The organism is Pantoea latae (assembly GCF_002077695.1).
Taxonomy (GTDB): Bacteria; Pseudomonadota; Gammaproteobacteria; order Enterobacterales; family Enterobacteriaceae; genus Pantoea; species Pantoea latae.
In genome coordinates this window covers 17,370-38,775 of the sequence record NZ_MWUE01000029.1, presented here as the reverse complement: position 1 = coordinate 38,775, position 21,406 = coordinate 17,370, and the positions used below count along the sequence as shown (strand labels likewise).

Here is a 21,406-nt window from a genome sequence, read left to right as displayed (position 1 = left end):
TCTTATATGTTATGCAGGAATTGATATATCAATTGATATAAAACGGTTTTTTTGGTCAGGGGATGATCTAGCGGAAGCGCGGCCAAAAAGACCGCGCGGATTACGCCTGATTAATGGCGCGCATCACCTGCGGATGATCGCTGGCAGGGAGACGCATAAAGCCGGGAAGCAGATCGGCGGCGGCGTTTGCCAGCGCCTCGACCAGCGCCAGTGCGGCGGCGGAGAGCTGGCGGCCCTGCGGCGTAATGACGCCGAAATAGTAGGGGATCTCCTCTTCCAGCGGGCGAATCGCCACCCCTTCCAGCGGCATGCCCCAGGCGGTCACCGGCTCCAGTATCGCCACGCCCAGCCCGGCGCGCACGCAGCCGAGAATATTGGCCGACGAGTTGGTTTCAATGGTTTCCAGCAGCGGCGCTTTGACCTTTTTAAGCGCTTTGTCATAACGCCCGCGCAGCCGCTGCGGACTCCAGGGCGCAATCAGCCGGCGTCCCGCCAGCTGGCTGAGCGACAGCTGCGTCTGCGCTGCCAGTTCGTCACTCTGCGGCAGCGCCACGACGCAGCGGGACTGGCCGATCCAGTGCAGCGCGACGGCGTGATGCTCCAGCGGCAGGCTGCACAACCCCAGATCGGCTTCGGCGGTGATCACCGCGTGCGCGGTCTGCTCGGCGGATTCGCTGATGATCTGCACTTTGTTCTGCAAATTGAGCGCGGCGAGCGCTTGTGGCAGCAGACCGGCGGCCAGCGCGGGCGTGGCGGCGATACTGAGCGGCCGGTGCTGCTGGTGGGCGATCTCCTGCGCGCGCAGCCGGATCTGCTGCAGTGACAGCAGCGCCTTTTGCACGTACTGATGCAGCTGCAGCGCCTGTTCAGAAGGATGAATACGCGGGCCGTTGCGGATAAATAGCGGATAACCGAGCGACTGCTCCAGCTCCTGAATCTGGCGTGACACCACCGGCTGCGAGCGATTAAGCGCTTTGGCCGCCGCCGTCACGCTGCCCGCGGCGATTACCGCTGAAAACGCTTCCAGCTGGCGCAAATCCAGGTCGTTTAAAAGGGTCATCGCAAGGTGTTTTCCTGAGTCTTTAAGCGGTCCCAACCAGATGGCGGGAAAACGCCATCATAGTGAGAGTCGCGCGAATGCGCCACTGTGCGCTGTGAAACCTGAGCAAAATCAAAAATATCGCCCTTTACGCCATTTTTATTCCCGCCTCGCGCATTAATACACCTTTTTTACACGCCTGATGATTGAATCCTCGTCAGCGCCTGCTCAAGAGGAAACCTCCAATGAAAAGCATCGATGTAGCGCATTTGCGTTTTTTCAGCAGCAGAACGGAACAGGCGGCGCAGCAGCGCCGATGGCCACCTCTGTGAGCGGCTGCATGCAGTTTTTACTGCGTCATCCCTTTTATCTGCTCGACTCACCGCAGCCGGAAACCTCTAAGGATCATCGTATGTCAGGCTTAATTTTGGTGTCACACAATTACGCGCGGCGCTCCACGCTTGCGGCGCTGTATGAAAGTATCCTGTCGCGCCGCGGCGGGCTATGGATCAGCTGGAACGGGCAATGCGACACGCTGGCGCCCGATACGCCGCGCGCGCTCTCATTCCGCCACGGAAGCCGGTTCGACACCCTGACGTTTCCGCTGACGCAGCAGGAGCTGGAAGAGGGGTATCACGGCTACGTGCATCAGGGACTCTGGCCAGTTTTCCATCAGCGCCCGGATCTGGCGCGCTTTGGCGCCAACGGCCGCCGCCACTACAGGAAGATCAACGAGGCCTATGCCCGGGCCATCACAGAGTATGCGATGCCGGACGATGTGCTGTGGATCCAGGATTACCATCTCATCCCCTGTATCAGCCTGGTGCGCGAAGCGGGGCTGCTTAACCGCATCGGTTTTTTCTTTCACCAGCCGTTTCCGTCCGGCCAGGGGTTTGAGGCGATCCCCGACTGGCAGTGGCTGGCGGAATCGCTGCTCTGCTGCGATCTGATCGGTTTTCAGACCCTGCAGGATATGAACAATTTCCTGCTGTGGATAGAGAGCGAATATCGCCTCGAGCGCCTCAGCGCCACCACGCTGCGCATTCAGGGCCGCGTCATCACTACCGGCGTCTTTCCGGTGGGGATCGACCTTGAGGACGTGGCGTATCTGAAAGAGAGCAACAGCTGCCGCCAGACGGAACAGCAGTGCCGCGAAACGCTGCCGGAGCAGACGCTGCTCAGCGGCGGCCATCTGGACAGCAGCGCTGGGCTGCCGTATCGCCTTAGCGCGCTGGAAGTGCTGCTGCGCGCGCATCCCGAGCATGAAGGGGAGATTCGCCTGCTGCAGCTGGCCGCGCCGGATGCCGGCTACCTTCCCCGCGCGCAAGAGGTGGCCCAGCATCTGGAGAGCCTGTGCGGCGAACTCAACGGCGTGCACGGCAGGTTTGGCTGGTATCCGGTCAGCTGCCTGACGCACGCCTACAGCCGCGAGGAGCAGGCGGGCATCTACCGCGCCGCGCGCGTTGCGCTGGTGACGCCGCTGATGGCAGGCATGAGCCTGATGGCGAAAATGTATGTGGCGCTTCAGGATCGCAGCAATCCTGGCGTGCTGATCCTGTCGCAGTTCGCGGGCGCTTCGGAGCATATGGACGGCGCGCTTATCGTCAATCCCTACGATCCCGATGCGATTGCCGACGCCATTCATACCGCGCTGCGGCTGCCGCTGCAAGAGCGTCAGAACCGCCACGCCAGGCTGATGAAAGGCATTCGCCGCCTCGACTGTCACTGGTGGGCCGACAGCATGCTCGCCAGCCTCACGGAGGATGCGGAACAAGATAGCCTGGCGCTGCAGGAGAGCGGCGCGCGGGTCACGGGACGCTACGGACGCATCCGCTACTAGCGACGCGTCCGCGCGGCGCGAGGAATCAGTTGCTGCCTTCCACCAGCACGAAAGTGCCGGTAGCCGCCGCCTCGCGCAGTTGGCGCGCGGCCTGACAGGCTGGACTTTCATAGAAACGCTTCGCCTTCCAGCTTTTCATATTGCCCGGACCAGGCGACGATCTCTGGGTCGAATGCTTGCATCGCCTCTGCGGCTGCGCGAGCCTATTCAGCGTAAGCCGCTGCGTCCGACACGGTAACGTGAGCGATTAAATAACCTTTTGTCGTCATGATGATCTCCTTCAGTGGTTTACAGGTGGGGTGCAAAACCACTAAACCCTGATGTTGCCAGGCATGATGAAGGTGAATAGCGTGCAGACTTATCATGAGGCCGGGCTGGCGAGGATGGGCTTAATTCAGGCGGGCTACTCTGCGCTGGCGCCGCATCTTGCCGCCGGCGCGCTGGTGGAGGTGCTGCCGGAACTGCGTCCCGCCGCGCTGACCGCCAGTTTCGTGGTGGCGCATCGGCGTAGCCTGTCGCCGCGCGTCAGAGCCTTTATGCACTGGACGGTAACGCTGCTGAAGCCCTATTTTGACTGATGGCGCTTTAACGTGCGCAAACTGTTCCGGCTTGCTTCAGGCTCGGCGATGCGTTTGACCTCGCCCACCAGCAGGAGATAGGAGAGCGCGCCGATCAGCGCCACCGCGGCGATATAGATCAACGCCGGGCCAAAGCCGTAATCCTGCGCCAGATAGCCAACCACCAGTGGAACGGTGATGCCGCCCAGCCCGCCGACGAAATTAAACACGCCGCCGGTGAGGCCAATCAGGCGCATCGGCGCCAGCGACGACACCAGCGACCAGGTGATCGAGGCGAACCCATTGCCGAAGAAGGCCAGCGCCATCAGCGCCATGATCCAGACCGGGTCGTCAGTGTAGTTGGCGCCCATAATGCAGGTGGAGATCAGCAGCCCGCAGATAATCGGCGTTTTACGCGCCGCGCCGAGGGAGTAGCCGCGCTTCACCAGCCTGTCCGCCAGCCAGCCAGAGAGCAGCACGCCAAAAAAGGCGGCGAGAAACGGCACCGTGGTCATAAATCCCGCCTTCAGCGCGGTGATGCCTTTTTCCTGTGTCAGGTAATTGGGAAACCAGGTGAGAAAGAACCACAGCGTCGAGGTGACGGCGAACTGGCCGATATAGACGCCCAGCAGCTTGCGATGAAACACCTGTTTCCAGTCCGCCTTGCTCAGCGGCTGACGCGCCGCGCTGGCGACGGGCGCATCGCCGTCAATCAGGCCGCCGCCCTGTTGAATATAATTCAGTTCGGCCTGGGTGATGCCTTTGGTCAGGCGCGGCGGCTGATAAACCTTAAACCAGATAAAGGACCAGAGAATGCCAGTGGCGCCGGTGATGATAAACACCCAGTGCCAGCTCAGCAGCTCCTGGATCCAGATGAGCAGCGGCGTCAAAAAGGCCAGGCCGACAAACTGACCGGAGGTGAAGAACCCCACGGCGGAGGCGCGCTCCTGCTCCGGGAACCAGCTGGTGACCATGCGGTTATTGGTGGGAAAGGCGGGCGCCTCGAAAATGCCTGTGATGGCCCGCAGGCCGATCAGCGAGATCAGCCCGGTGGCAAAACCCTGCAGCAGAGTCGCCACCGACCAGCCCAGAATGGCGCTGAAATAGGTGAGACGCGAACCGACGCGATCGAGAAACCAGCCGCCTGGGATCTGGCACAGAGTATAAAGCCAGGCGAACGCGGAAAAGACATAGCCCATTTCCGCTTTGGTGATGCCGAAATCGCGCTGAATATGGGCAGAGGCCACCGCCAGATTCGCGCGGTCTACATAGCAAATCACGACGGTAATAAAGATCATCAACAGCGTCAAATAACGACGACGCCCGGGTTTCGCATCAGTCAATGAAATATTCATCGCCATATTTCCTGGATTTTGGGCATAGCGAAGCCGCTCACCATGCCCTGTGAGTTACAGAGGGTGTGTTTTTTTATGTATGTTTAAAACGACTGGAGGTGCGGTGCTACGTTGCGGAAATCACCACTCCGCGACGGATCCGTCCGCATGCCGCCACAGCGGATTACGCCAGTCAGGCGCCTGTTTACTGCGCTCAATAACCTGCTCTTCGTCGATCTCCACGCCGAGACCCGGTTTCATCAGGGGTTTAAAGAAGCCGCCTTCCATGCTGAAATCCGCTTTATTTTTGACGAAGTCGAGCAGCTCAGCGCCCTGATTGTAATGAATGCCCATGCTCTGCTCCTGGAACACCGCGTTGCGCGAGACGAAATCGACGTGGAGACAGGCGGCGAGGGCGATCGGGCCGAGCGGGCAGTGCGGCGCAAGGGCGACGTCGTACGCTTCCGCCATAGCGGCGATTTTCACGCATTCGGTGATGCCGCCAGCGTGCGACAGATCGGGCTGCAGAATCGCCAGTCCGCCCGCCTCCAGCACGCGCTTGAACTCAAAGCGCGAAAACATGCGCTCGCCCGCCGCGATAGGAACAGGGGTCTGCGCCGCCAGGCGAGGATAGTATTCAGCCTGCTCCGCCAGCACCGGCTCCTCGATAAACAGCGGTCGATAGGGCTCAAGCTCCTTAATTAAAATTTTCGCCATCGGCGCGCTGACGCGACCGTGAAAGTCGAGGCCGAACTCGATGTCATAGCCGAACGCATCGCGGATTTGCGCCACGGTATTGACCGCCGCGTCGATTTTACGCGAGTCGTCAATCACGCCCAGCTCTTCGCAGCCGTTGAGCTTGAAGGTGTCGAAGCCGATCGCCCGCAAGCTGGCGATGCCGTTGATAACCTCCGCCGGGCGATCGCCGCCGACCCAGCTGTAGGCTTTAATTTTGTCGCGCACCAGCCCGCCCATCAGCTGCCAGACCGGCGCGCCCAGCACCTTGCCTTTGATATCCCACAATGCCTGATCGATGCCGGCGATGGCGCTCATCAGGATCGGGCCGCCGCGGTAAAAACCGGCGCGATACATCACCTGCCACAGGTCGTTGATGCGCGCCGGATCCTGACCAGTCAGGTAGTCGCCGAGTTCGTGCACGGCGGTTTCAACGGTGCGCGCGCGTCCCTCAATCACGGGCTCTCCCCAGCCAACCACTCCTTCGTCGGTCTCGATTTTGAGAAACATCCAGCGCGGGGGTAAACGGTACGTGGTGAGTCGGGTTATTTTCATTTCACTGCCTCTCGATATGCCTGAACAAATGCCGCCGCCTGCTGCGCGGTGCGCGCCACGGGCTGGCCAGCGCGATAGAGATCGCTGCCGAGCCCGGCGCCGGCGCAGCCTGCCTCAATCCATTGCGCCAGATTCTCCGGCGTGACGCCGCCCACCGCCAGCACCGGCACATCACCGGGCAGCACCGCTTTCAGCGCCTTGATATAGCCGGGACCGAACGCGGAGGAGGGGAAAATTTTCAGCGCCTGCGCGCCCGCCTCCAGCGCGTTAAAGGCTTCGCTGGCCGTTGCGCAGCCAGGACAGACGAACATGCCGAGGCTGACGGCGTGGCGGATCAGCGCGGGCTGGATATTCGGTGTGACAACAAGCTTGCTGCCCATCTCCGCCAGCCTGTCGACCTGCTCGATTTTCAGCACCGTTCCGGCGCCAGTTAGCGCCCTGTCACCAAAGGTTTGCAGGATCAGCGGGATGCTCTCTTCCCACTGCGGCGAGTTCAGCGGGATCTCCACTGCGTCGAAGCCCGCCTCGATAACGGCGCCGACGTGCGCCAGTACCTCATCGGGCGTGACCCCGCGCAGGATGGCGACAAGGGGGAGTTCAGTTGGCCATTGCATTCACGATGCTCCTTATTCCAGCCTGAAAAGCGGTGTCGCCAGCTAACACCGTCGCCTGATAGCCGACGGCGGCCAGCGCCTGTTGATAGCGGTTCGTCAGCGCCTCTCCGCCGACGAGGGTGATGGGCTGCGGGCTAAAGCGTTCGCGCATCGTGGCGACCTCGGCGCCGATCAGCAAACCGGATAAAAATTCGCTGACCGCTTCAGGCGCCAGGCTGCCCAAAATGTGCGCGGCGCGAACGGTAAAAAGCTCTGGCAGCAGCGCCGGCGTCGCCAGACCGCGCGCAAGCCCCGCGCTAAAGGCGGCCGGCGACGGCTGCTGCTCAGGTAAACCGGCGCCAATCAGCGAGTGGCGCAGCAGCACGGCGTGAAGTTCGCCGGTCATTACTGTGTGAAAATCGACAATGTGCGCGCTGTCGGCCTGCACCCATTTGCAGTGGGTGCCCGGCATCACATAGAGAGAAGCGGGCGCCAGCGCCAGCGCGCCGATCAGCTGCGTCTCTTCGCCGCGCATCACGTTGTGGTTCTCCTCCCGGCGCACGCACAGGCCTGGCACGATCAGAACGTTGTCGTCGACCGGCGTCAGCTGCTCGCCTATCGTGTCCAGGCGAACAGGCAGCGTCAGATAGGGCACGTTTTTCCAGCCCACGTTGCTGCCCACCATCCCGGCCATCACCACCGGCGTCGCGCTGTCGCGCCAGCCGTGCGTGATCTCCGCGAGCACCGACTGCGGCGATTTTCCGTTTAGCCGGGTGACACCCGCCTCTGACTGCCTGCTCGCCTGACAGCGATCCTGCTCGATCAGCCAGGCGCGCAGGTTGGTTGAGCCCCAGTCAACGGCGATGTAGCGAGATGTCATGTAATCTCCTTTAATCTGTGTGTCGCGCTGGCAATCATGGTGTACGCCGCCTGCTCTGCCGCGTCGCCGTTTTGCAGCCGTATGGCGTCGAACAATGCTTTATGTTCGCTGAGCGTTTTCGGCATATTGGCCGCGTCGCCTTTCCAGCTGCGCTCGAAGACGGCGCGCTGCAGCGAGCTAATCGCCACGCTTAGCTGCTCCAGCACCGGGTTATGCACCGATCGCAATACCGCCTCGTGATAGCGAATATCCGCTTCGTTAAAGGCTTCCCGGTTTTGGTTGTGGGCGATCATGTCGTTCAGCGCCGCCTCAATCTGCGCCAGGTCCTGCGAGGTGGCGCGTTCCGCCGCCCAGCGGGCGATAACCGGCTCTACCAGGTTGCGCACTTCGCTCATCGCTGCAATCAGGCGCGGGTCGTCATCCTGCTCCAGCACCCACTGCAGCACATCCGAATCCAGATAATTCCACTGACCGCGCAGCGTCACGAAGGCGCCGTGATAACGCTTAATTTCAATCAGCCGCTTCGCGGTGAGCGATCGGAACACTTCACGAATGATATTGCGTGAGGTGTCGAACTCGTCGCACAGCTCGGTTTCCGCCGGCAACGCCGCGCCGGGAAGATATTTCCCGCTGACAATTTGTTTACCCAGCGTGATAACGATGCGATCGGTTTTGTTGAGGGTCATAGAGGCTCCTTGTGCATGATGGCTCGCCTCTACTTTACCCTGTGCGCCTGGTTTTACCTCGTCTTTGAAGTACAACGTGAGAGGTAAACTGATGCAGTGCGGTGCCATTGTAGTACGATAAATATTAGTTGTACTACAATGTGGATCACAAAATCACCTTTCAGGCGGCGGCATTCGCCGTACGTAGCGCAAAGGGATGTTTAAGAGAGAAATTCCTGCGGAAGGGCGTTAGCCAGGCCCTTCGCTTCCCGCCGCCAGCAGCGGCACCACCACATCGCTAATGGGCGTTGCGATGCCATGGTCGCGGCCATAACGCTGTATGACGCCGTTGCGGATCTCCCACTCCAGCGGCCGGTTAGCCTGGCGATCGGCGAGGATAGAGGTGCCCAGATCCGCAGGCGCCTGATGAAAAGCCTCAACAATCTCCTGCGCCACCTTATCTTCAAGCAGCGCGCCCGCTGCGCGCGCGACGCTCAGGCACTCGCGCAGGTAGGCCAGCGCCAGCGTGGTGATATCGTCGCGTGAGAAGATGCCGGCGCGGCGATTCGCCAGCACCATTAGCCCCGCGACCGCGTTTTGCAGCAGTTTACGCCAGGCAATAGAGGGAAAATCAGCTGACAACGCCACCGCGCAGCGCGTGCCGCTCAGCGCCTCAACCACGCGCGCCGCCTGCGGCAGATCGGGCAGTGTCAGGCGCGGGCTGGCGCGTAGCCAGACAGAGGCGTCTGGCTCACGCTGGGCCGGAAACCACACCACCGAAGGCAGCACCGTGGCGCCATTAACGTAGGGCGCCAGCTGGGCTTGCTGCTCAACGCCGTTTTGTAACGCGCACACCAGCGTATTTTCATCGCACAGCCTGGCGAGCCAGCTGGCGCTATCCGCCACCTGCGTCGTTTTCACCGCAACAAACAGCAGATCGACCGGATGCGCGATCGCCGTCGGGTCGGTTAACACCGGGCCTGGCACCACAATTTCACCTTCATCGTGACGCAGCACCAGTTGCGCATGCGCGCTGCGTCCGCACAGGCGCGGCGTGCGGCCCGCTTCATGCAGCGCGGCCGCGATGGTGGTGCCGATAGCGCCTGGGCCAAGCAGCGCAATGCTGGGATAGTCTGACATGATGCGATCTCCTGGGTGGATTATTCAGGGAACAACGCTCCTGACACGATAAGTGGATTGCCGGATAAAAGACAGGCTACGCACGAATGCAGAAAATCGGGAGCGGGTTCGATGCCCTCGTCATGAAAGTGAAAAAACCAGAAACATCCAAAAAACGCCGGGTTGCACCTGAATAACCCGCCACAGAAAAGGCATTAGACCCTGTTTTTCGCCATTAACTGGCTGATGAGGAGGGTTTTATGCCGATAAATTGAGCGTGATCTGACCAGTTGGCGGCACCGCAACCTTGTTATTTGTAACGTCCTCAAATAAGTTCATTTACAAATTAACAACCTTTTTAACATTAAGGTTGCACCCGATTCCGAGTGGGTGAAACCTGCGTAATTAATCAGCTGAGAGGGTCAAAAGCTATGACGCAACAGGAAAGCAGCATGGTGGTATTACGTAAAAACAGGAAGGTGTTGATCGCGAGTCTGACGGGAAGCGCGATTGAATGGTTCGACTACTTTCTCTATGGCACCGCCGCTGCACTGGTGTTCAATAAACTCTTTTTCCCAATGGTCGATCCGGTTATCGGGCTGATCCTCGCCTATCTCTCTTTTTCGCTGACGTTCTTTATTCGTCCCATCGGCGGCGTGATCTTCGCCCATATCGGCGACCGCATCGGGCGCAAGAAAACCCTGGTGCTGACGCTGTCGCTAATGGGCGGCGCAACGGTGCTGATCGGCCTGTTGCCCACTTATCAGATGATTGGCATGTGGGCGCCTGTTTTGCTGATTTTAATGCGCGTGATCCAGGGGATCGGCATTGGCGGAGAGTGGGGCGGCGCACTGCTGCTGGCCTATGAATATGCGCCCGAAAAGCGCAAAGGCTTTTTCGGCAGCATCCCGCAGGCGGGCGTCACTATCGGCATGCTGATGGCGACGTTTATCGTCTCGCTGATGACGCTGCTCAGCGATGAGGCGTTTCTCGCGTGGGGCTGGCGTATTCCTTTTCTGCTGAGTTCGGTGCTGGTGCTGCTGGGGCTGTGGATCCGTAAAGATATCGACGAAACGCCGGAGTTTAAACAGGTTAAGCAGGCGGGGCAGCTGGCGAAAACGCCGCTGCGTGACACGTTAACACACCACTGGCGCGAGGTGCTGATCGCCGCCGGGCTGAAGGTGGTGGAAACCGCGCCGTTCTATATTTTCTCTACCTTTGTTGTGAGCTATGCCACCACGACGCTGCGCTATCAAAAGTCGCAGGCGCTGGAGGCGGTGACGCTGGCTGCGCTGGTCGCTACCCTGATGATCCCGCTGATGGGATTACTCTCCGACAAAATCGGTCGTCAGCGCATGTACGCGGTCAGCGTCTTTGCGCTTGGCCTGTTTATCGTGCCCTGGTTTTTACTGCTCAACACCGGCACGACATGGGGCATTATGCTGGCAACGCTGATCGCCTTCGGCATTCTCTGGGCGCCGATTACCGCCGTGCTCGGCACGCTCTGCTCGGAGATTTTTAGCGCTAATGTGCGCTATACCGGCATCACGCTGGGCTATCAGCTGGGCGCGGCGCTGGCGGGCGGCACGGCGCCGCTGATCGCCACCGGGCTGCTGGCGAAATATGACGGTGACTGGACGCCGGTCGCCGCCTATCTGCTGGTCACCGTCGCGATTTCGCTGCTGGCGATCTTCTGCGCCAGCCGGATAAAGCGTGCGGCGGTGGTAGAGGGCCAGGCGCAAAACCTGTAGCGCAATCGCCTCGGTGAAGGGTGAGGCGTTCGGCTGACGGCAGCCGTGAAAAGGCATGGCGGTTATCGCTGCGGCAGATAACCGCCAGTCGACGGGTTCGCCAGCGTGGGTAAAATCCGCTACACTCCGCGCTCTTTTTCTATCCGGCAGCCCGATGTCTACGCTTATTGATACCTTTATTGCTCCGCTGTGCTCTGAACAGATAGAGACGCTCTATCAGGACGACCATCTGCTGGTGATCAATAAACCCGCCGGGCTGCTGAGCCTGTCGGGGAAAAATCCGCTTAATCTCGATTCGGTGCATTATCGGCTGGCGCGCTTTTTCCCCGGCTGCACGCTGGTGCATCGCCTTGATTTTGGCACCTCCGGGCTGATGGTGATTGCCCGCAATAAGGCGATTAACGCCGCGCTGTGCCAGCAATTCAGCCAGCGCAGCGTCACCAAAGGCTACAGCGCGCTGCTCTGTGGGCATCTGGAGGCGGATGAAGGGGTGATCGAGGCGGCCATCGCCAAAGATCCCATGCTGTTTCCGCGCATGACGATCTGCGCGCAGCATGGCAAACCGGCACGTTCTCGCTATCGTGTGGTTGAGCGTTTTTATCAGGCGCAGGAAGCGGGGCCGATGCTGCCGTTAACGCGCGTCGCGCTGACCCCGGAGACCGGACGCACCCATCAGCTGCGCATTCACTGTCAGCTGCTGGGGCATCCGATTTTAGGCTGCGATCTGTATGGCGGTCGTCTGCTGCCCGGCACGGAGCAGGCGCCGCGGCTGATGCTGCACGCCAGCGAGCTGCAGTTTGTGCATCCCGTCAGCGCAGAGCGCATCGCCATCCGTCACGCCAGCCCGTTTTAAAGCGGCGGTAACACGCCTTACCACATCAGATCGTCGGGCACTTTGAAGTCGGCGTAGGGATCGTCTTCGTCCTGCGCTTCTTCGCTCAGGGCGCTGTTCAACACTATGGAGTCTGCATCGCGCTGGGCAATTTTATCCGCCACGCTGGCGGGAATGATCGCGTACTGACTCTCGCCGCCGTTTTCCGCCGCGAGGCGTGCAATAGCGAGGCGACCGCTGATCAGCTGCGCCTGAGTGGTCTTATCCACCATGATTTTTTTAATCAGGTTATTGTCGGTAAAGTTAAAACCGATATTGCCTCTGGCGATGTCGATCCGGTTCATCTCAATCAGCTGCTTGACCTGAGCCTTATACTCTTTCGATAACACCGCCAGCTTCTGCTGCTCATTGAGCTGCTTGTCGCGTTCGAGCTGCGCTTTTTTATTTTCTTCCACCGCCTGCCGCGCTTCGCGCGCCTGCACGCGCGATTTTTTCGCCGTTCGCTGCACCTTATCCAGTTTCTTGCTGGTGACCAGGCCCGCTTTTAGCATCTGCTCTTGTAAGGTAAGTTTTGTCATCTCTCTGTCTAAGCCCGTTGAAAAATTTGCAGCAGTATACCGCTAATTCACGCTGCTGTAGCGGGTTGCTTCCGGCTGAGCAGAACTGACAGAGAGAGGGCGCCAGGCCAGACGCGGGTTAAATACGCATTAATCGCTGCTTTTTCGCGCGATTACCGTCTGCCCAACAGCGTTACGTTATCCCTCTTACCTCAGGAGGGATAATGGACAAACGTACTATTGCCGTTTCACTGGTTATGGGCATCAGTCTGCTCTGGTTCGACGCGTCAGACGCCAAAACGCCGCAGCAGACAGATGACCAAATCCGCCAGCGCATTATCGATGACTCAGTCGCCTCATATCCGGGCGTTTGCGCCTGCCCGTTTAACTCAGCGCGCAATGGCAGCAGCTGTGGGCGGCGCAGCGCGTGGAGCAAGCAAGGGGGCTATGCGCCGGTGTGCTACAAAAAAGAGATCTCTAAACAGCAGGTTGAAGAGTGGCGTAACGATCACCAGGCCTGAATAAACCTGCGAAAGTGGGTTTTTATTATCTCTGCTCCGCGGTTTGCAGGCATAATTCTTTTGCCACAATACGCCTGTCTGGCCCGCTAATGAGGTAAACATGAAGTTTCCCGGCATCCCGGAAAATGAAGAGGAGCGACTGAAGTCGCTGTATATGATTGACCTGCTCGATGTCAGGGATGAAGAGCGCTTCGAAAGACTGACGCGCATCGGCCAGAAACTGTTTCAGGTGCCGATCGCGGTGATTAATCTGGTGGATCGCGATCGCCAGTGGGCGCTGGCCTGCCAGGGGCTCAGCGGGCGCGAAATGTCGCGCGATATCTCCTTCTGCGCCCACGCCATCCTGCAGCAAGGGCCGCTGATCGTCAGCGACGCGCGTCAGGATGAACGCTTTTACGATAACCCACTGGTGACGGGCGAGCCCTATATTCGTTTTTACGTCGGCTATCCGGTTCATCTGCCAGATGGCGCGGTGGTGGGAACCTTATGCCTGGTGAACAGCGAACCGCGCGACTTTACGCAGGAAGATATCGCCACCCTGAAAGATCTGGCCTTTATCGTAGAAGATGAGTTTCAAGTCATCAACATGGCGATGACCGACAGCCTGACCGCGATTCCTAACCGACGCGGCTTTTACCGCAGTGGAGAAAAACGCTTCAGAGCCTGTCAGCAGCAGAATAAGCCTTTCAGCATCCTCTATTTTGACCTGGATAAGTTCAAGCCCATCAACGATATGTGGGGACACGCCGAAGGAGACGAGGTGCTGAAGGTATTTGCTGCGCAGCTGCGTCAGCTGACGGGCGCGAAAGATATTATTGGGCGACTGGGCGGCGACGAGTTTGCCGTGCTGCTTGCCAGCGGCAACGATGCGGCGGCGTTTCAAACCAGGCTGCGCGACAGCCTGAACGGCTGGAACCAGCGCTCCGGCAAGCCCTATAACATCAACTACTCCTATGGCGTGATCAACAGCGATGACGGCGAATTTTCCTCGCTGCTGGAGATGATCAAAGAGAGTGACAGCGTGATGTATTCAGAAAAGCGCAGAAAAAAAGCCTAGCCGCCGCTCAGCCTGGCTGGTCTGCCGGGCTGTCAGGCACCTCACGCCAGGTGCAGTCGATTTCATCGCCGTGCGACGCGCATTCCGGCGGCGGGTTGCTGTTTTTCGCCTGGGGATGATGCGGCACGGCGCAGCCAGAAAGCAGCAGGCAGAAGAAGAGCGCGACAGATTTCAGCATGAAAAGGTTTCTCGTTAAAACAGTCGCGGCTATTGTCATCTTACTAACCTCAACCGCGCGCTAACCGCCGCAGCCCGCTTCCTCAACCTTGACTCAACCCGCGCATTTTTGCCCGCCGCTCTCGCCCCTAACGCGATCTAAATCAATAACGATAATTGTTCGCAATTGCATAGTGGCGCCACAGAAATAGCGGAGATGAGATGATGCTGATAACACCTGGGAGCAAATGGCGCATTGAAGGGTTCCGGGACGACGTATCGCGAACCTTTAGCCGAAAACTTTTCTCGCTGGGCCTGGTGCCGGGCGCGCTGATCGAAATCGTCAGGCTGGCCCCGCTGGGCGATCCGGCAGAGGTGCGCGTGCGTCACACCAGCTACGCGCTGCGCAAAGCTGACCTGGCGCTGCTGCAACTGGCGGCCGTGACGGAGGAGGCGAGCCAATGAAAAGCCTCAACGCCGTCCTGACCGGCAACCCAAACGCCGGCAAAACCACCTTGTTTAACCTGCTGACGGGCCTGCGTCAGCGCACCGGCAACTGGCCGGGCGTCACCGTTGAGCGCAAGCAGGGCGCGTTCGCTACGCCGCATTCATCGGTGACCTTGATCGATCTGCCGGGCATTTACTCGCTGGAGAGGGTGCACGCGGAAGATGGACTCTCGGCCGACGAGCGCGTCACCTGCAGCTATGTGATGAGCGGCCAGGCGGACCTGCTGATCAACGTAGTTGACGCCTCCAGCCTGGAGAAAGGCCTGTGGCTTACGCTGCAACTGCGCGAGCTCAATCTGCCGATGATCGTGGTGTTGAATATGGCTGACGTCGCCAGCGCGTGCGGCGTGAAAGTCGAGGCGGAGACGCTGGCGTCGCAGCTGGGCTGTCCCGTGGTGCTGATGTCGGCGTCGACCGCGGAAGGGGTGCCGCAGCTGCTGGCGGCCATCGATCGGGTTGCAGCCGACGCGCCGGCGGCGCTGCGGCTAAACCGGGCAGAGGTCAGCCAGCAGGATCGCCTGGCGCGCATAGAGACGATTTGTCAGGCCGCCTGCCAGCGGGAGCCGAACCAGGCGCATCGGCTGACGCGCCGGCTGGATGCGCTGTTTCTCAACCGCTGGCTCGGCTTTCCCCTGTTTTTAGCGGTGATGTACCTGATGTTCTACCTCTCTATTAATATCGGCGGCGCGCTGCAGCCGCTGTTTGAGCATGGCTCCACCGCGCTGTTTATCGACGGCACGGCGCGCCTCTGCGCCTCGCTCCATTTTCCCGACTGGCTCACGTCGTTTCTGGCGCAGGGGATCGGCGGCGGGATCACTACCGTGCTGCCGCTGGTTCCGCAGCTGGCGCTGATGTTCTTCTTTTTGACGGTACTGGAGGAGTCGGGCTATATGGCGCGCGCCGCCTTTGTGGTCGACCGCCTGATGCGCTGGCTCGGGCTGCCGGGCAAATCTTTTGTGCCGCTGATCGTCGGCTTCGGCTGCAACGTGCCGGCGGTGATGGGCGCGCGCACGCTGGAGACGGAGCGCGAAAGGATACTGACGATGCTGATGGCGCCTTTTATGTCCTGCGGCGCGCGGCTGGCGATATTCGCGCTTTTCGCCACGGCGTTTTTCGGCAGCGCAGGCGCGGCACTCACTTTTTCGCTCTATCTGCTGGGCATCGCGGTGGCGGTGGTCACCGGTCTGGTACTGAAGCAGACCTTGCTGAGCGGCGCCTCGTCGCAGGCGATTATGGAGCTGCCGCTGTGGCATGTGCCGGTGATGCGCAGCCTGCTGCTGCAAACCTGGTTCCGCCTGCACGCTTTCGTTGTTCGCGCAGGGGCGGTGATTGTCGTGGCCTGCGTGGCGATCAGCCTGCTCTCTGGCCTGACGGCGCAGGGCGATGTCGCCCGGCGCGTCGACGATTCAGTGCTGGCATCGGCCAGCCGCTACGTGACGCCGCTGTTCGCGCCGATGGGGATCCGCGCCGACAACTGGCAGGCGACGGTCGGTCTGGTGACCGGCGCGATGGCAAAAGAGAGCGTGGTTGGCACGCTTAACGCGCTCTATCTGGCGGAGCCGCAGAATCCAGGCGACGAGGCAGCGACGCAAAGCCTGTCGACGGTGATGCTCTCCGCGCTGGAGGAGACCTGGCAAAACCTCAAGGACGCCTTCACGCCGCAGGCGCTGTTTAATCCGGTTGAAGCCAGCAAAGGCGACGGTGAGATGAGTCAGGATGCGCTGGGGATAATGCAGAGCATGTTCGGCAGCCCGCTGGCGGCATACAGCTACCTGGTGTTTGTGCTGCTCTACGTGCCGTGCGTGTCGGTTTTAGGCGCACTGGCAAAAGAGGCGGGGCGGAACTGGATGTGGTTCGCTCTGATCTGGGGAACAGCCGTGGCCTACGCCACCGCCACCCTGGTGTATCAGCTCGGCACCTTTATGCAACATCCCGGCTTTAGCCTGAGTTGTCTGCTGGCTATCGCGCTGGCGGCGGCCGCTGCCGTCGCGCTGCTGCGGCGCATGCGCAACAGCCTGCAGCCCGGCATGCGGGCAGCAGACGCGGCTGGCTGCGCCGGATGCAAAGGGTGCGGTCATTAGCGGACACATAAAAAAACGCTCCTGTCGTGGAGCGTTACCGCAGCAGCCGGTTAAAGGATCAACAGCCGTACTTGTTGTCGTGAGGCGTAGCCTCATTTGCCATCATGGCGCTGCGATGTTAAACCGCGCCTCAACGGCGGCAGCCAGCAGAGGCGTATTGTTTGCGTTAGATCAAAGCGTTAGCGCACAGGGGCCTCGGGCCTGCCAGAAGTGACAGTGTCACTCCTGGCGGTGCTTTGGGCGCTCACTGCTGCAGAAAGAGGAAGCTGAGCCGCCAGCAGGCGTGAAACAGGATAATTCTGCTTGCAAAGCAGCAGAGAAAATTTTGTAAAAAGCTGTGTCGCCTATCGACCGGCTGCGACGCCTGTCTTATGCTTGACCGGCCTCTAACCCTGATACCTTCGGAGCCCGACTGATGAAAGCAGCCTCCTTTCTGCTGGCCGGCGCGGCGCTGCTGCTGAGCGCATGCAGCAGCCACGGCGATAACGAGCCGCCGCAACAAGCCACCGCCGCCCATATCCAGCCGCACGTGGTGATGTCATCCCTGGCGGAAAGCAACTGCGCTGGCGCAGGCGGCACGCTGGCCTTTTCTCACCAGCTGGACGGCACGCGCGTCGGCATGTGCCAGCTGGCAAACGGACGCCGCTGCGACGAGCAGGCATTGATCGGCGGCCGCTGCGCCCGCTAAGCCAGGCTTACAGCTGATTCGGGCAGGCTTCGCCGCGTTCGAGCTGGTTGAGATTCGACAGCGTCGTTTCGGAGATCGCCGTTAGCGCCTCAGCGGTGAGAAACGCCTGATGGCCGGTAAAGAGCACGTTGTGGCAGGCTGACAGGCGACGAAACACGTCGTCCTGAATCACGTCGTTAGACTTATCTTCAAAGAAGAGATCGCGCTCATTCTCGTAGACATCCATGCCGAGCGAGCCGATCTTCTGCTGTTTTAACGCGTCAATCGCCGCCTGAGAATCAATCAGTCCGCCGCGGCTGGTGTTAATGATCATCACGCCATCTTTCATCTGGCTAAAGGCCGAGGCGTTGAGCAGGTGGTGATTCTCCGGCGTCAGCGGGCAGTGCAGGGTAATCACGTCTGACTCGGCAAACAGCGTCTTGAGATCGACATATTCCGCGCCCAGCTCCAGCGCCTGCGCGCTCGGCCAGGGATCGAACGCCAGCAGGCGCATGCCGAAGCCCTTAAGAATGCGCATCGTCGCCACGCCGATCTTGCCGGTGCCGACCACGCCCGCAGTTTTACCGTGCATATTGAAGCCGGTGAGGCCGTCGAGGGAAAAGTTGGCGTCGCGCGTGCGCTGATAGGCGCGATGGATGCGGCGGTTCAGCGTCATCATTAGCCCGACCGCATGCTCCGCCACCGCTTCCGGCGAATAGGCGGGCACGCGCACCACCTTCAGACCCAGCTCGGCCGCCGCCGCAAGGTCGACGTTATTAAATCCGGCGCAGCGCAGCGCGATATACTTCACCCCCAGCGCCGCCAGCTCTTCCAGTACCGGACGGCTGCCGTCATCGTTAACGAAGATGCAGACGGCGTCGCAGTCGACGGCATTCTTGGCCGTCGCTTCCGTCAGTAAAAAGTCGAAGTAGACCAGTTCAAAACCGTAGCCTTCGTTGACGTGATCGAGATACTTCTGGTCATAGTGTTTCGTGCTATAAACCGCGATTTTCATCGTTACGCTCCTGCATTCGGGTATCCACACAGCATAACGTTTTATTGCCAATTTTGCTGCCGCTGGCTGCGCGCCTTCAACTCTGGCCGATTACGTGCCATCATCACTGTCAGGATCCTGTAAGGAAAAGGAAAATTGCTGCCATGCCGCGGAGCCTCCGCCGACTACTCGCCGCACTGCTGGCGCTGACGCTGCTGGTGTTGGGGCTGATGCTCTCCCTGACGCAATGGCTGCCGCGCCTGGCTGGCATCTGGCTGCCGGCGCAGACGCGCATCGTGCTGGACGGCTCGCCGCGCTGGCGCGACGGGGCGCTGTGGTTCCCTGCGGTGCGCTATCTGGCGGGCGAGTGCGTGCTGGCGAGCGTGGAGCAGGCTTCGCTCGGCTGGCATCACCGACGCTGGCGGCTAAACGCCCATCAGGTGACGCTCGACAGCGACTGCCTGCAGCAGCTGCCGGCAGGCGAGCAGGCTGGTGCGCCGAAAAGCCTGGCGGCGTGGCAGCAGCTGTTGCCCGGCGCCGATATTCAGCTCGATACCCTCGCGATTGCGCCCTGGCAGCAGTACGCCGGCCGCTTCGATCTCAGCCTGACCCCAGAGCAGCAGACGCTGCGCTATCGCGGCGACAACCTTTCTGTCGACGCCCGCCTGCAGGGACAACACCTGGAGGTCGAGCAGTTGACCCTGCGCCACCAGGCGCTGCCGCAGCCGGTTACCCTCCACGGCGCGTTTGATCTGCCAGAATTCGCCAATGGCCTGCCGGTGAGCGGTACGCTGGAGGGCGACCTGCAATACGCCGGTGAGCCGCTGCGTCTGACGCTCGACTGGCAGCAGCAGCAGGGAAAACTCGAACTTTACACCCGCGGCGACGGCCAGCCGCTGCTGTCGCTGCCGTGGCAGGCGGATCCGCAGCAGATCCGCATTGTGCAAGGACGCTACCGCTGGCCGACCGGCGACCAGACGCTCTCCGGCTTTCTTGACCTCAGGCTCGATAACTGGCAGCAGGGCCTGGAGGAGACGCAGATTACCGGGCGGCTCAACGTGCTGACGCAGGGGCGCGGCGGTAAGGGCAACGCGGTGTTAAGTATTGGTCCAGGCAAGCTGAGCATGACCGATAGCGCGCTGCCGCTGCGGCTGACCGGTGAGAGCAAGCTGGCGGCGATGCAGCTTTATGCCGCGCTGCCGGGCAATCTCAGCGGGCCGCTGCTCGATCCGCAGCTGAAATTTCAGCCCGGCGCGCTGCTGCGCCTGCGCGGCCGTCTGCTCTCGACGCTGGAGGTGGACGAGGCGCGCTGGCCGCTGGCGGGCGTGCGCCTCGCCTCGCAGGGCGTTGATGGTCGGCTGCAGGCGATCCTGAAGGCGCACGACCCCAGTTTTGGTCAGTTCCAGCTGCATCTCGACGGCCGCGCCGCCAACTTCTGGCCGGATAAAGGCGAGTGGACGTGGCGCTACTGGGGCGCGGGCGAAATGCTGCCGCTTAATGCCGCCTGGACCCTGAAAGGCACGGGCGGCTGGCGCGACACCCTTATCCATCTCGACAGCCTTGATGCCGGTTTTAATCAGATGCAGTACGGCATGGCGCAGGTGTTACGGCCGCGCCTGACGCTGAGCGCGCCGGTAAACTGGCAGCGCGATCTGCAGGCGCCCGCCTTTAACGGCGGCTTCCGCATCGATGCGGGCGAGACGCTGTTCGATTTCGGCGGCCGGCTGCCCGCCTCCTCGCTGCGCTTTGAGGCGAAAGGCCAGGATCCCAGCCACTTTATCTGGCGCGGCCAGCTGCAGGCGCAGGCGATCGGGCCGCTGCGCGTGCATGGACGCTGGGATGGCGCGCGCCTGCGCGGCGAAGCCTGGTGGCCGACCCAGTCTCTGACGGTGTTTCAGCCGCTGCTAAAGCCGGATCTGAAGATGAAAATCCGCGCGGGCGAGCTGCGCGCGCAGGTGGCGTTTTCCGCCGCCGCGCAGGAGGGCTTTAGCGCCGGTGGCCACTGGACGGTGAAACAGGGCAGCCTCTGGACGCCGGACAACCAGATCAACGGCGTCGACTTTTCGCTGCCGTTCCGTCTGAAAGATCAGCAGTGGCAGTTCGGCGTGCGCGGCCCGGTTTCGCTGCGCATCGGCGAAGTCACCAATCAGTTCGCGATGCAGAATATCCGCGCCGATTTGCAGGGCTACTATCCGTGGCGCGAGGATCACCCTTTAACCCTGCAGGATGTCAGCCTCGATCTGCTGGGTGGCCAGGTCACGCTGCCCGCGCTGCGCCTGCCGCAGCACGACGCCGCGACCCTGAGCCTGCGTGATATCAGCCTGAGCAAGCTGGTGACCGCACTGAAGCCGAAGCAGTTCGCCATGTCCGGCAACATCAACGGCGAGCTGCCGCTATGGGTCAACAATCCGCACTGGCTGGTGCACAACGGCTGGATCGCCAACAGCGGCGGGCTGACCTTTCGGATGGACAAAGATATGGCTGACGCCATCACCGCGGGCAACGTCGCGGCGGGCGCGGCGATGGACTGGCTGCGCTATATGGCGATCTCGCGCTCGTGGGCGACGCTCGATCTCGACAATCTCGGCAACCTGACGATGCAGGCGCAGGTGCAGGGCGTCAGTCGCTTCAGCAACCGCGAACAGACCGTAAACCTGAACTACCGCCATCAGCAGAATCTGTTTCAACTCTGGCGCAGCCTGCGCTTTGGCGATAATTTGCAATCCTGGGTGGAACAGAACGCCACTCTGCCGACCAAAAGGGATCAACAACCATGAGCCTGAGGGCGTTACTGGTGCTGGCAGCCGGGCTGCCGCTGATGGGCTGCGTGCCGCGCATCGAGGTGGCGGCGCCGAAAGAGCCGATTACCATCAATATGAACGTGAAGATCGAACATGAAATCCATATCAAAGTGGACAAAGACGTGGAGGCGCTGCTGAAAAATCAGAGCGATCTCTTTTGAGGCA

At 60.8% G+C, this 21,406-nt stretch carries 19 protein-coding genes and 3 pseudogenes; 11 read left to right on the top strand and 11 right to left on the bottom strand.

Annotated features, from left to right (window positions below):
• Positions 1–100 precede the first annotated feature (100 nt).
• Positions 101–1,060, bottom strand: coding sequence for a LysR family transcriptional regulator (locus tag B2J69_RS19450; protein WP_081141348.1), 960 nt, complete (start codon positions 1,058–1,060; stop codon positions 101–103).
• A gap of 391 nt (positions 1,061–1,451) precedes the next feature.
• On the opposite strand from B2J69_RS19450, the gene B2J69_RS19445 reads away from it, so the two are divergent.
• Positions 1,452–2,879, top strand: a complete 1,428-nt coding sequence (locus B2J69_RS19445) for an alpha,alpha-trehalose-phosphate synthase (UDP-forming) (RefSeq protein WP_081141384.1) — start codon at positions 1,452–1,454, stop codon at positions 2,877–2,879.
• Between the two features lie 25 nt (positions 2,880–2,904).
• Here the strand turns inward: B2J69_RS19445 and B2J69_RS19440 are convergent.
• Positions 2,905–3,148, bottom strand: a pseudogene (locus B2J69_RS19440) (DUF1330 domain-containing protein).
• A gap of 45 nt (positions 3,149–3,193) precedes the next feature.
• On the opposite strand from B2J69_RS19440, the pseudogene B2J69_RS19435 reads away from it, so the two are divergent.
• Positions 3,194–3,457: pseudogene (locus B2J69_RS19435) on the top strand (LysR substrate-binding domain-containing protein); the annotation flags it as partial.
• Here the strand turns inward: B2J69_RS19435 and B2J69_RS19430 are convergent.
• The 6 genes and pseudogenes from B2J69_RS19430 to B2J69_RS19405 all read right to left on the bottom strand — a co-directional run bounded on the left by B2J69_RS19430 (position 3,445) and on the right by B2J69_RS19405 (position 9,338).
• Positions 3,445–4,835, bottom strand: a pseudogene (locus B2J69_RS19430) (MFS transporter). The pseudogenes B2J69_RS19435 and B2J69_RS19430 sit on opposite strands and share 13 nt — an antisense overlap.
• A gap of 76 nt (positions 4,836–4,911) precedes the next feature.
• Complete coding sequence (dgoD, locus tag B2J69_RS19425; RefSeq protein ID WP_081141339.1) at positions 4,912–6,060, bottom strand: galactonate dehydratase; 1,149 nt, start codon at positions 6,058–6,060, stop codon at positions 4,912–4,914.
• Positions 6,057–6,674, bottom strand: a complete 618-nt coding sequence (locus B2J69_RS19420) for a 2-dehydro-3-deoxy-6-phosphogalactonate aldolase (protein ID WP_081141337.1) — start codon at positions 6,672–6,674, stop codon at positions 6,057–6,059. Before B2J69_RS19420 ends, dgoD begins: the two co-directional genes overlap by 4 nt.
• Positions 6,658–7,533: a 2-dehydro-3-deoxygalactonokinase gene (locus B2J69_RS19415; RefSeq protein WP_081141334.1), complete on the bottom strand. Its 876-nt coding sequence runs from the start codon at positions 7,531–7,533 to the stop codon at positions 6,658–6,660. The genes B2J69_RS19420 and B2J69_RS19415 overlap by 17 nt, the downstream gene beginning before the upstream one ends.
• Positions 7,530–8,219 (bottom strand): D-galactonate utilization transcriptional regulator DgoR, encoded by a 690-nt coding sequence (dgoR, locus tag B2J69_RS19410; protein ID WP_081141331.1) that lies wholly within the window; start codon positions 8,217–8,219, stop codon positions 7,530–7,532. Before dgoR ends, B2J69_RS19415 begins: the two co-directional genes overlap by 4 nt.
• 228 nt (positions 8,220–8,447) lie before the next feature.
• Complete coding sequence (locus B2J69_RS19405; RefSeq protein ID WP_081141328.1) at positions 8,448–9,338, bottom strand: oxidoreductase; 891 nt, start codon at positions 9,336–9,338, stop codon at positions 8,448–8,450.
• Positions 9,339–9,748: 410 nt separating this feature from the next.
• Between B2J69_RS19405 and B2J69_RS19400 the strand changes: the two genes are divergently transcribed.
• Together B2J69_RS19400 and B2J69_RS19395 are read left to right on the top strand one after the other, a co-directional pair.
• Positions 9,749–11,068: an MFS transporter gene (locus B2J69_RS19400; protein WP_081141325.1), complete on the top strand. Its 1,320-nt coding sequence runs from the start codon at positions 9,749–9,751 to the stop codon at positions 11,066–11,068.
• A 154-nt stretch (positions 11,069–11,222) separates the two neighbouring features.
• A complete protein-coding gene (locus B2J69_RS19395) occupies positions 11,223–11,921 on the top strand; it encodes an RluA family pseudouridine synthase (RefSeq protein WP_081141324.1) in 699 nt (232 codons plus the stop codon).
• Between the two features lie 17 nt (positions 11,922–11,938).
• On the opposite strand, the gene B2J69_RS19390 is transcribed toward B2J69_RS19395, so the two are convergent.
• Positions 11,939–12,478: a DUF2058 domain-containing protein gene (locus B2J69_RS19390; RefSeq protein ID WP_081141323.1), complete on the bottom strand. Its 540-nt coding sequence runs from the start codon at positions 12,476–12,478 to the stop codon at positions 11,939–11,941.
• A gap of 203 nt (positions 12,479–12,681) precedes the next feature.
• Here B2J69_RS19390 and B2J69_RS19385 point away from each other — a divergent pair, with 203 nt between their 5' ends.
• Positions 12,682–12,978 carry a hypothetical protein gene (locus tag B2J69_RS19385; RefSeq protein ID WP_081141322.1) on the top strand — a complete coding sequence of 99 codons (297 nt, stop codon included), beginning with the start codon at positions 12,682–12,684 and terminating at the stop codon, positions 12,976–12,978.
• Between the two features lie 100 nt (positions 12,979–13,078).
• Entirely contained in the window at positions 13,079–14,035 is a 957-nt protein-coding gene (locus tag B2J69_RS19380) for a sensor domain-containing diguanylate cyclase (RefSeq protein ID WP_081141321.1), read from the top strand.
• 7 nt (positions 14,036–14,042) lie between these two features.
• Here the strand turns inward: B2J69_RS19380 and B2J69_RS24120 are convergent, their stop codons facing one another.
• Positions 14,043–14,213 (bottom strand): YdgH/BhsA/McbA family protein, encoded by a 171-nt coding sequence (locus tag B2J69_RS24120; protein ID WP_158083444.1) that lies wholly within the window; start codon positions 14,211–14,213, stop codon positions 14,043–14,045.
• A 200-nt stretch (positions 14,214–14,413) separates the two neighbouring features.
• Between B2J69_RS24120 and B2J69_RS19375 the strand changes: the two genes are divergently transcribed.
• From B2J69_RS19375 to B2J69_RS19365, 3 genes are all read left to right on the top strand, one after another.
• Entirely contained in the window at positions 14,414–14,656 is a 243-nt protein-coding gene (locus B2J69_RS19375; RefSeq protein ID WP_236722754.1) for a FeoA domain-containing protein, read from the top strand.
• Positions 14,653–16,779 carry a Fe(2+) transporter permease subunit FeoB gene (gene feoB / locus B2J69_RS19370; RefSeq protein WP_081141320.1) on the top strand — a complete coding sequence of 709 codons (2,127 nt, stop codon included), beginning with the start codon at positions 14,653–14,655 and terminating at the stop codon, positions 16,777–16,779. Before B2J69_RS19375 ends, feoB begins: the two co-directional genes overlap by 4 nt.
• A 415-nt stretch (positions 16,780–17,194) precedes the next feature.
• A complete protein-coding gene (locus tag B2J69_RS19365; RefSeq protein ID WP_081141319.1) occupies positions 17,195–17,467 on the top strand; it encodes a putative hemolysin in 273 nt (90 codons plus the stop codon).
• Positions 17,468–17,474: 7 nt separating this feature from the next.
• Here the strand turns inward: B2J69_RS19365 and B2J69_RS19360 are convergent, their stop codons facing one another.
• Positions 17,475–18,461 (bottom strand): 2-hydroxyacid dehydrogenase, encoded by a 987-nt coding sequence (locus tag B2J69_RS19360; protein WP_081141317.1) that lies wholly within the window; start codon positions 18,459–18,461, stop codon positions 17,475–17,477.
• A 143-nt stretch (positions 18,462–18,604) separates the two neighbouring features.
• Between B2J69_RS19360 and B2J69_RS19355 the strand changes: the two genes are divergently transcribed.
• Together B2J69_RS19355 and B2J69_RS19350 are read left to right on the top strand one after the other, a co-directional pair.
• A complete protein-coding gene (locus tag B2J69_RS19355; protein ID WP_081141314.1) occupies positions 18,605–21,217 on the top strand; it encodes a YdbH family protein in 2,613 nt (870 codons plus the stop codon).
• A complete protein-coding gene (locus B2J69_RS19350) occupies positions 21,214–21,402 on the top strand; it encodes a YnbE family lipoprotein (protein ID WP_081141311.1) in 189 nt (62 codons plus the stop codon). The genes B2J69_RS19355 and B2J69_RS19350 overlap by 4 nt, the downstream gene beginning before the upstream one ends.
• Positions 21,403–21,406 lie beyond the last annotated feature (4 nt).

What these genes read in the sequence shown, in the direction of transcription:
- B2J69_RS19405 (WP_081141328.1), bottom strand. Translation starts at nt 9,338, where the DNA reads ATGTCAGACTATCCCAGCATTGCGCTGCTTGGCCCAGGCGCTATCGGC.
- B2J69_RS24120 (WP_158083444.1), bottom strand. Translation starts at nt 14,213, where the DNA reads ATGCTGAAATCTGTCGCGCTCTTCTTCTGCCTGCTGCTTTCTGGCTGC.
- B2J69_RS19400 (WP_081141325.1), top strand. Translation starts at nt 9,749, where the DNA reads ATGACGCAACAGGAAAGCAGCATGGTGGTATTACGTAAAAACAGGAAG.
- B2J69_RS19365 (WP_081141319.1), top strand. Translation starts at nt 17,195, where the DNA reads ATGAAAGCAGCCTCCTTTCTGCTGGCCGGCGCGGCGCTGCTGCTGAGC.
- B2J69_RS19385 (WP_081141322.1), top strand. Translation starts at nt 12,682, where the DNA reads ATGGACAAACGTACTATTGCCGTTTCACTGGTTATGGGCATCAGTCTG.
- B2J69_RS19360 (WP_081141317.1), bottom strand. Translation starts at nt 18,461, where the DNA reads ATGAAAATCGCGGTTTATAGCACGAAACACTATGACCAGAAGTATCTC.
- B2J69_RS19395 (WP_081141324.1), top strand. Translation starts at nt 11,223, where the DNA reads ATGTCTACGCTTATTGATACCTTTATTGCTCCGCTGTGCTCTGAACAG.
- dgoR (WP_081141331.1), bottom strand. Translation starts at nt 8,219, where the DNA reads ATGACCCTCAACAAAACCGATCGCATCGTTATCACGCTGGGTAAACAA.
- B2J69_RS19375 (WP_236722754.1), top strand. Translation starts at nt 14,414, where the DNA reads ATGATGCTGATAACACCTGGGAGCAAATGGCGCATTGAAGGGTTCCGG.
- B2J69_RS19450 (WP_081141348.1), bottom strand. Translation starts at nt 1,060, where the DNA reads ATGACCCTTTTAAACGACCTGGATTTGCGCCAGCTGGAAGCGTTTTCA.
- B2J69_RS19445 (WP_081141384.1), top strand. Translation starts at nt 1,452, where the DNA reads ATGTCAGGCTTAATTTTGGTGTCACACAATTACGCGCGGCGCTCCACG.
- dgoD (WP_081141339.1), bottom strand. Translation starts at nt 6,060, where the DNA reads ATGAAAATAACCCGACTCACCACGTACCGTTTACCCCCGCGCTGGATG.
- feoB (WP_081141320.1), top strand. Translation starts at nt 14,653, where the DNA reads ATGAAAAGCCTCAACGCCGTCCTGACCGGCAACCCAAACGCCGGCAAA.
- B2J69_RS19415 (WP_081141334.1), bottom strand. Translation starts at nt 7,533, where the DNA reads ATGACATCTCGCTACATCGCCGTTGACTGGGGCTCAACCAACCTGCGC.
- B2J69_RS19390 (WP_081141323.1), bottom strand. Translation starts at nt 12,478, where the DNA reads ATGACAAAACTTACCTTACAAGAGCAGATGCTAAAAGCGGGCCTGGTC.
- B2J69_RS19380 (WP_081141321.1), top strand. Translation starts at nt 13,079, where the DNA reads ATGAAGTTTCCCGGCATCCCGGAAAATGAAGAGGAGCGACTGAAGTCG.
- B2J69_RS19350 (WP_081141311.1), top strand. Translation starts at nt 21,214, where the DNA reads ATGAGCCTGAGGGCGTTACTGGTGCTGGCAGCCGGGCTGCCGCTGATG.
- B2J69_RS19420 (WP_081141337.1), bottom strand. Translation starts at nt 6,674, where the DNA reads ATGCAATGGCCAACTGAACTCCCCCTTGTCGCCATCCTGCGCGGGGTC.
- B2J69_RS19355 (WP_081141314.1), top strand. Translation starts at nt 18,605, where the DNA reads ATGCCGCGGAGCCTCCGCCGACTACTCGCCGCACTGCTGGCGCTGACG.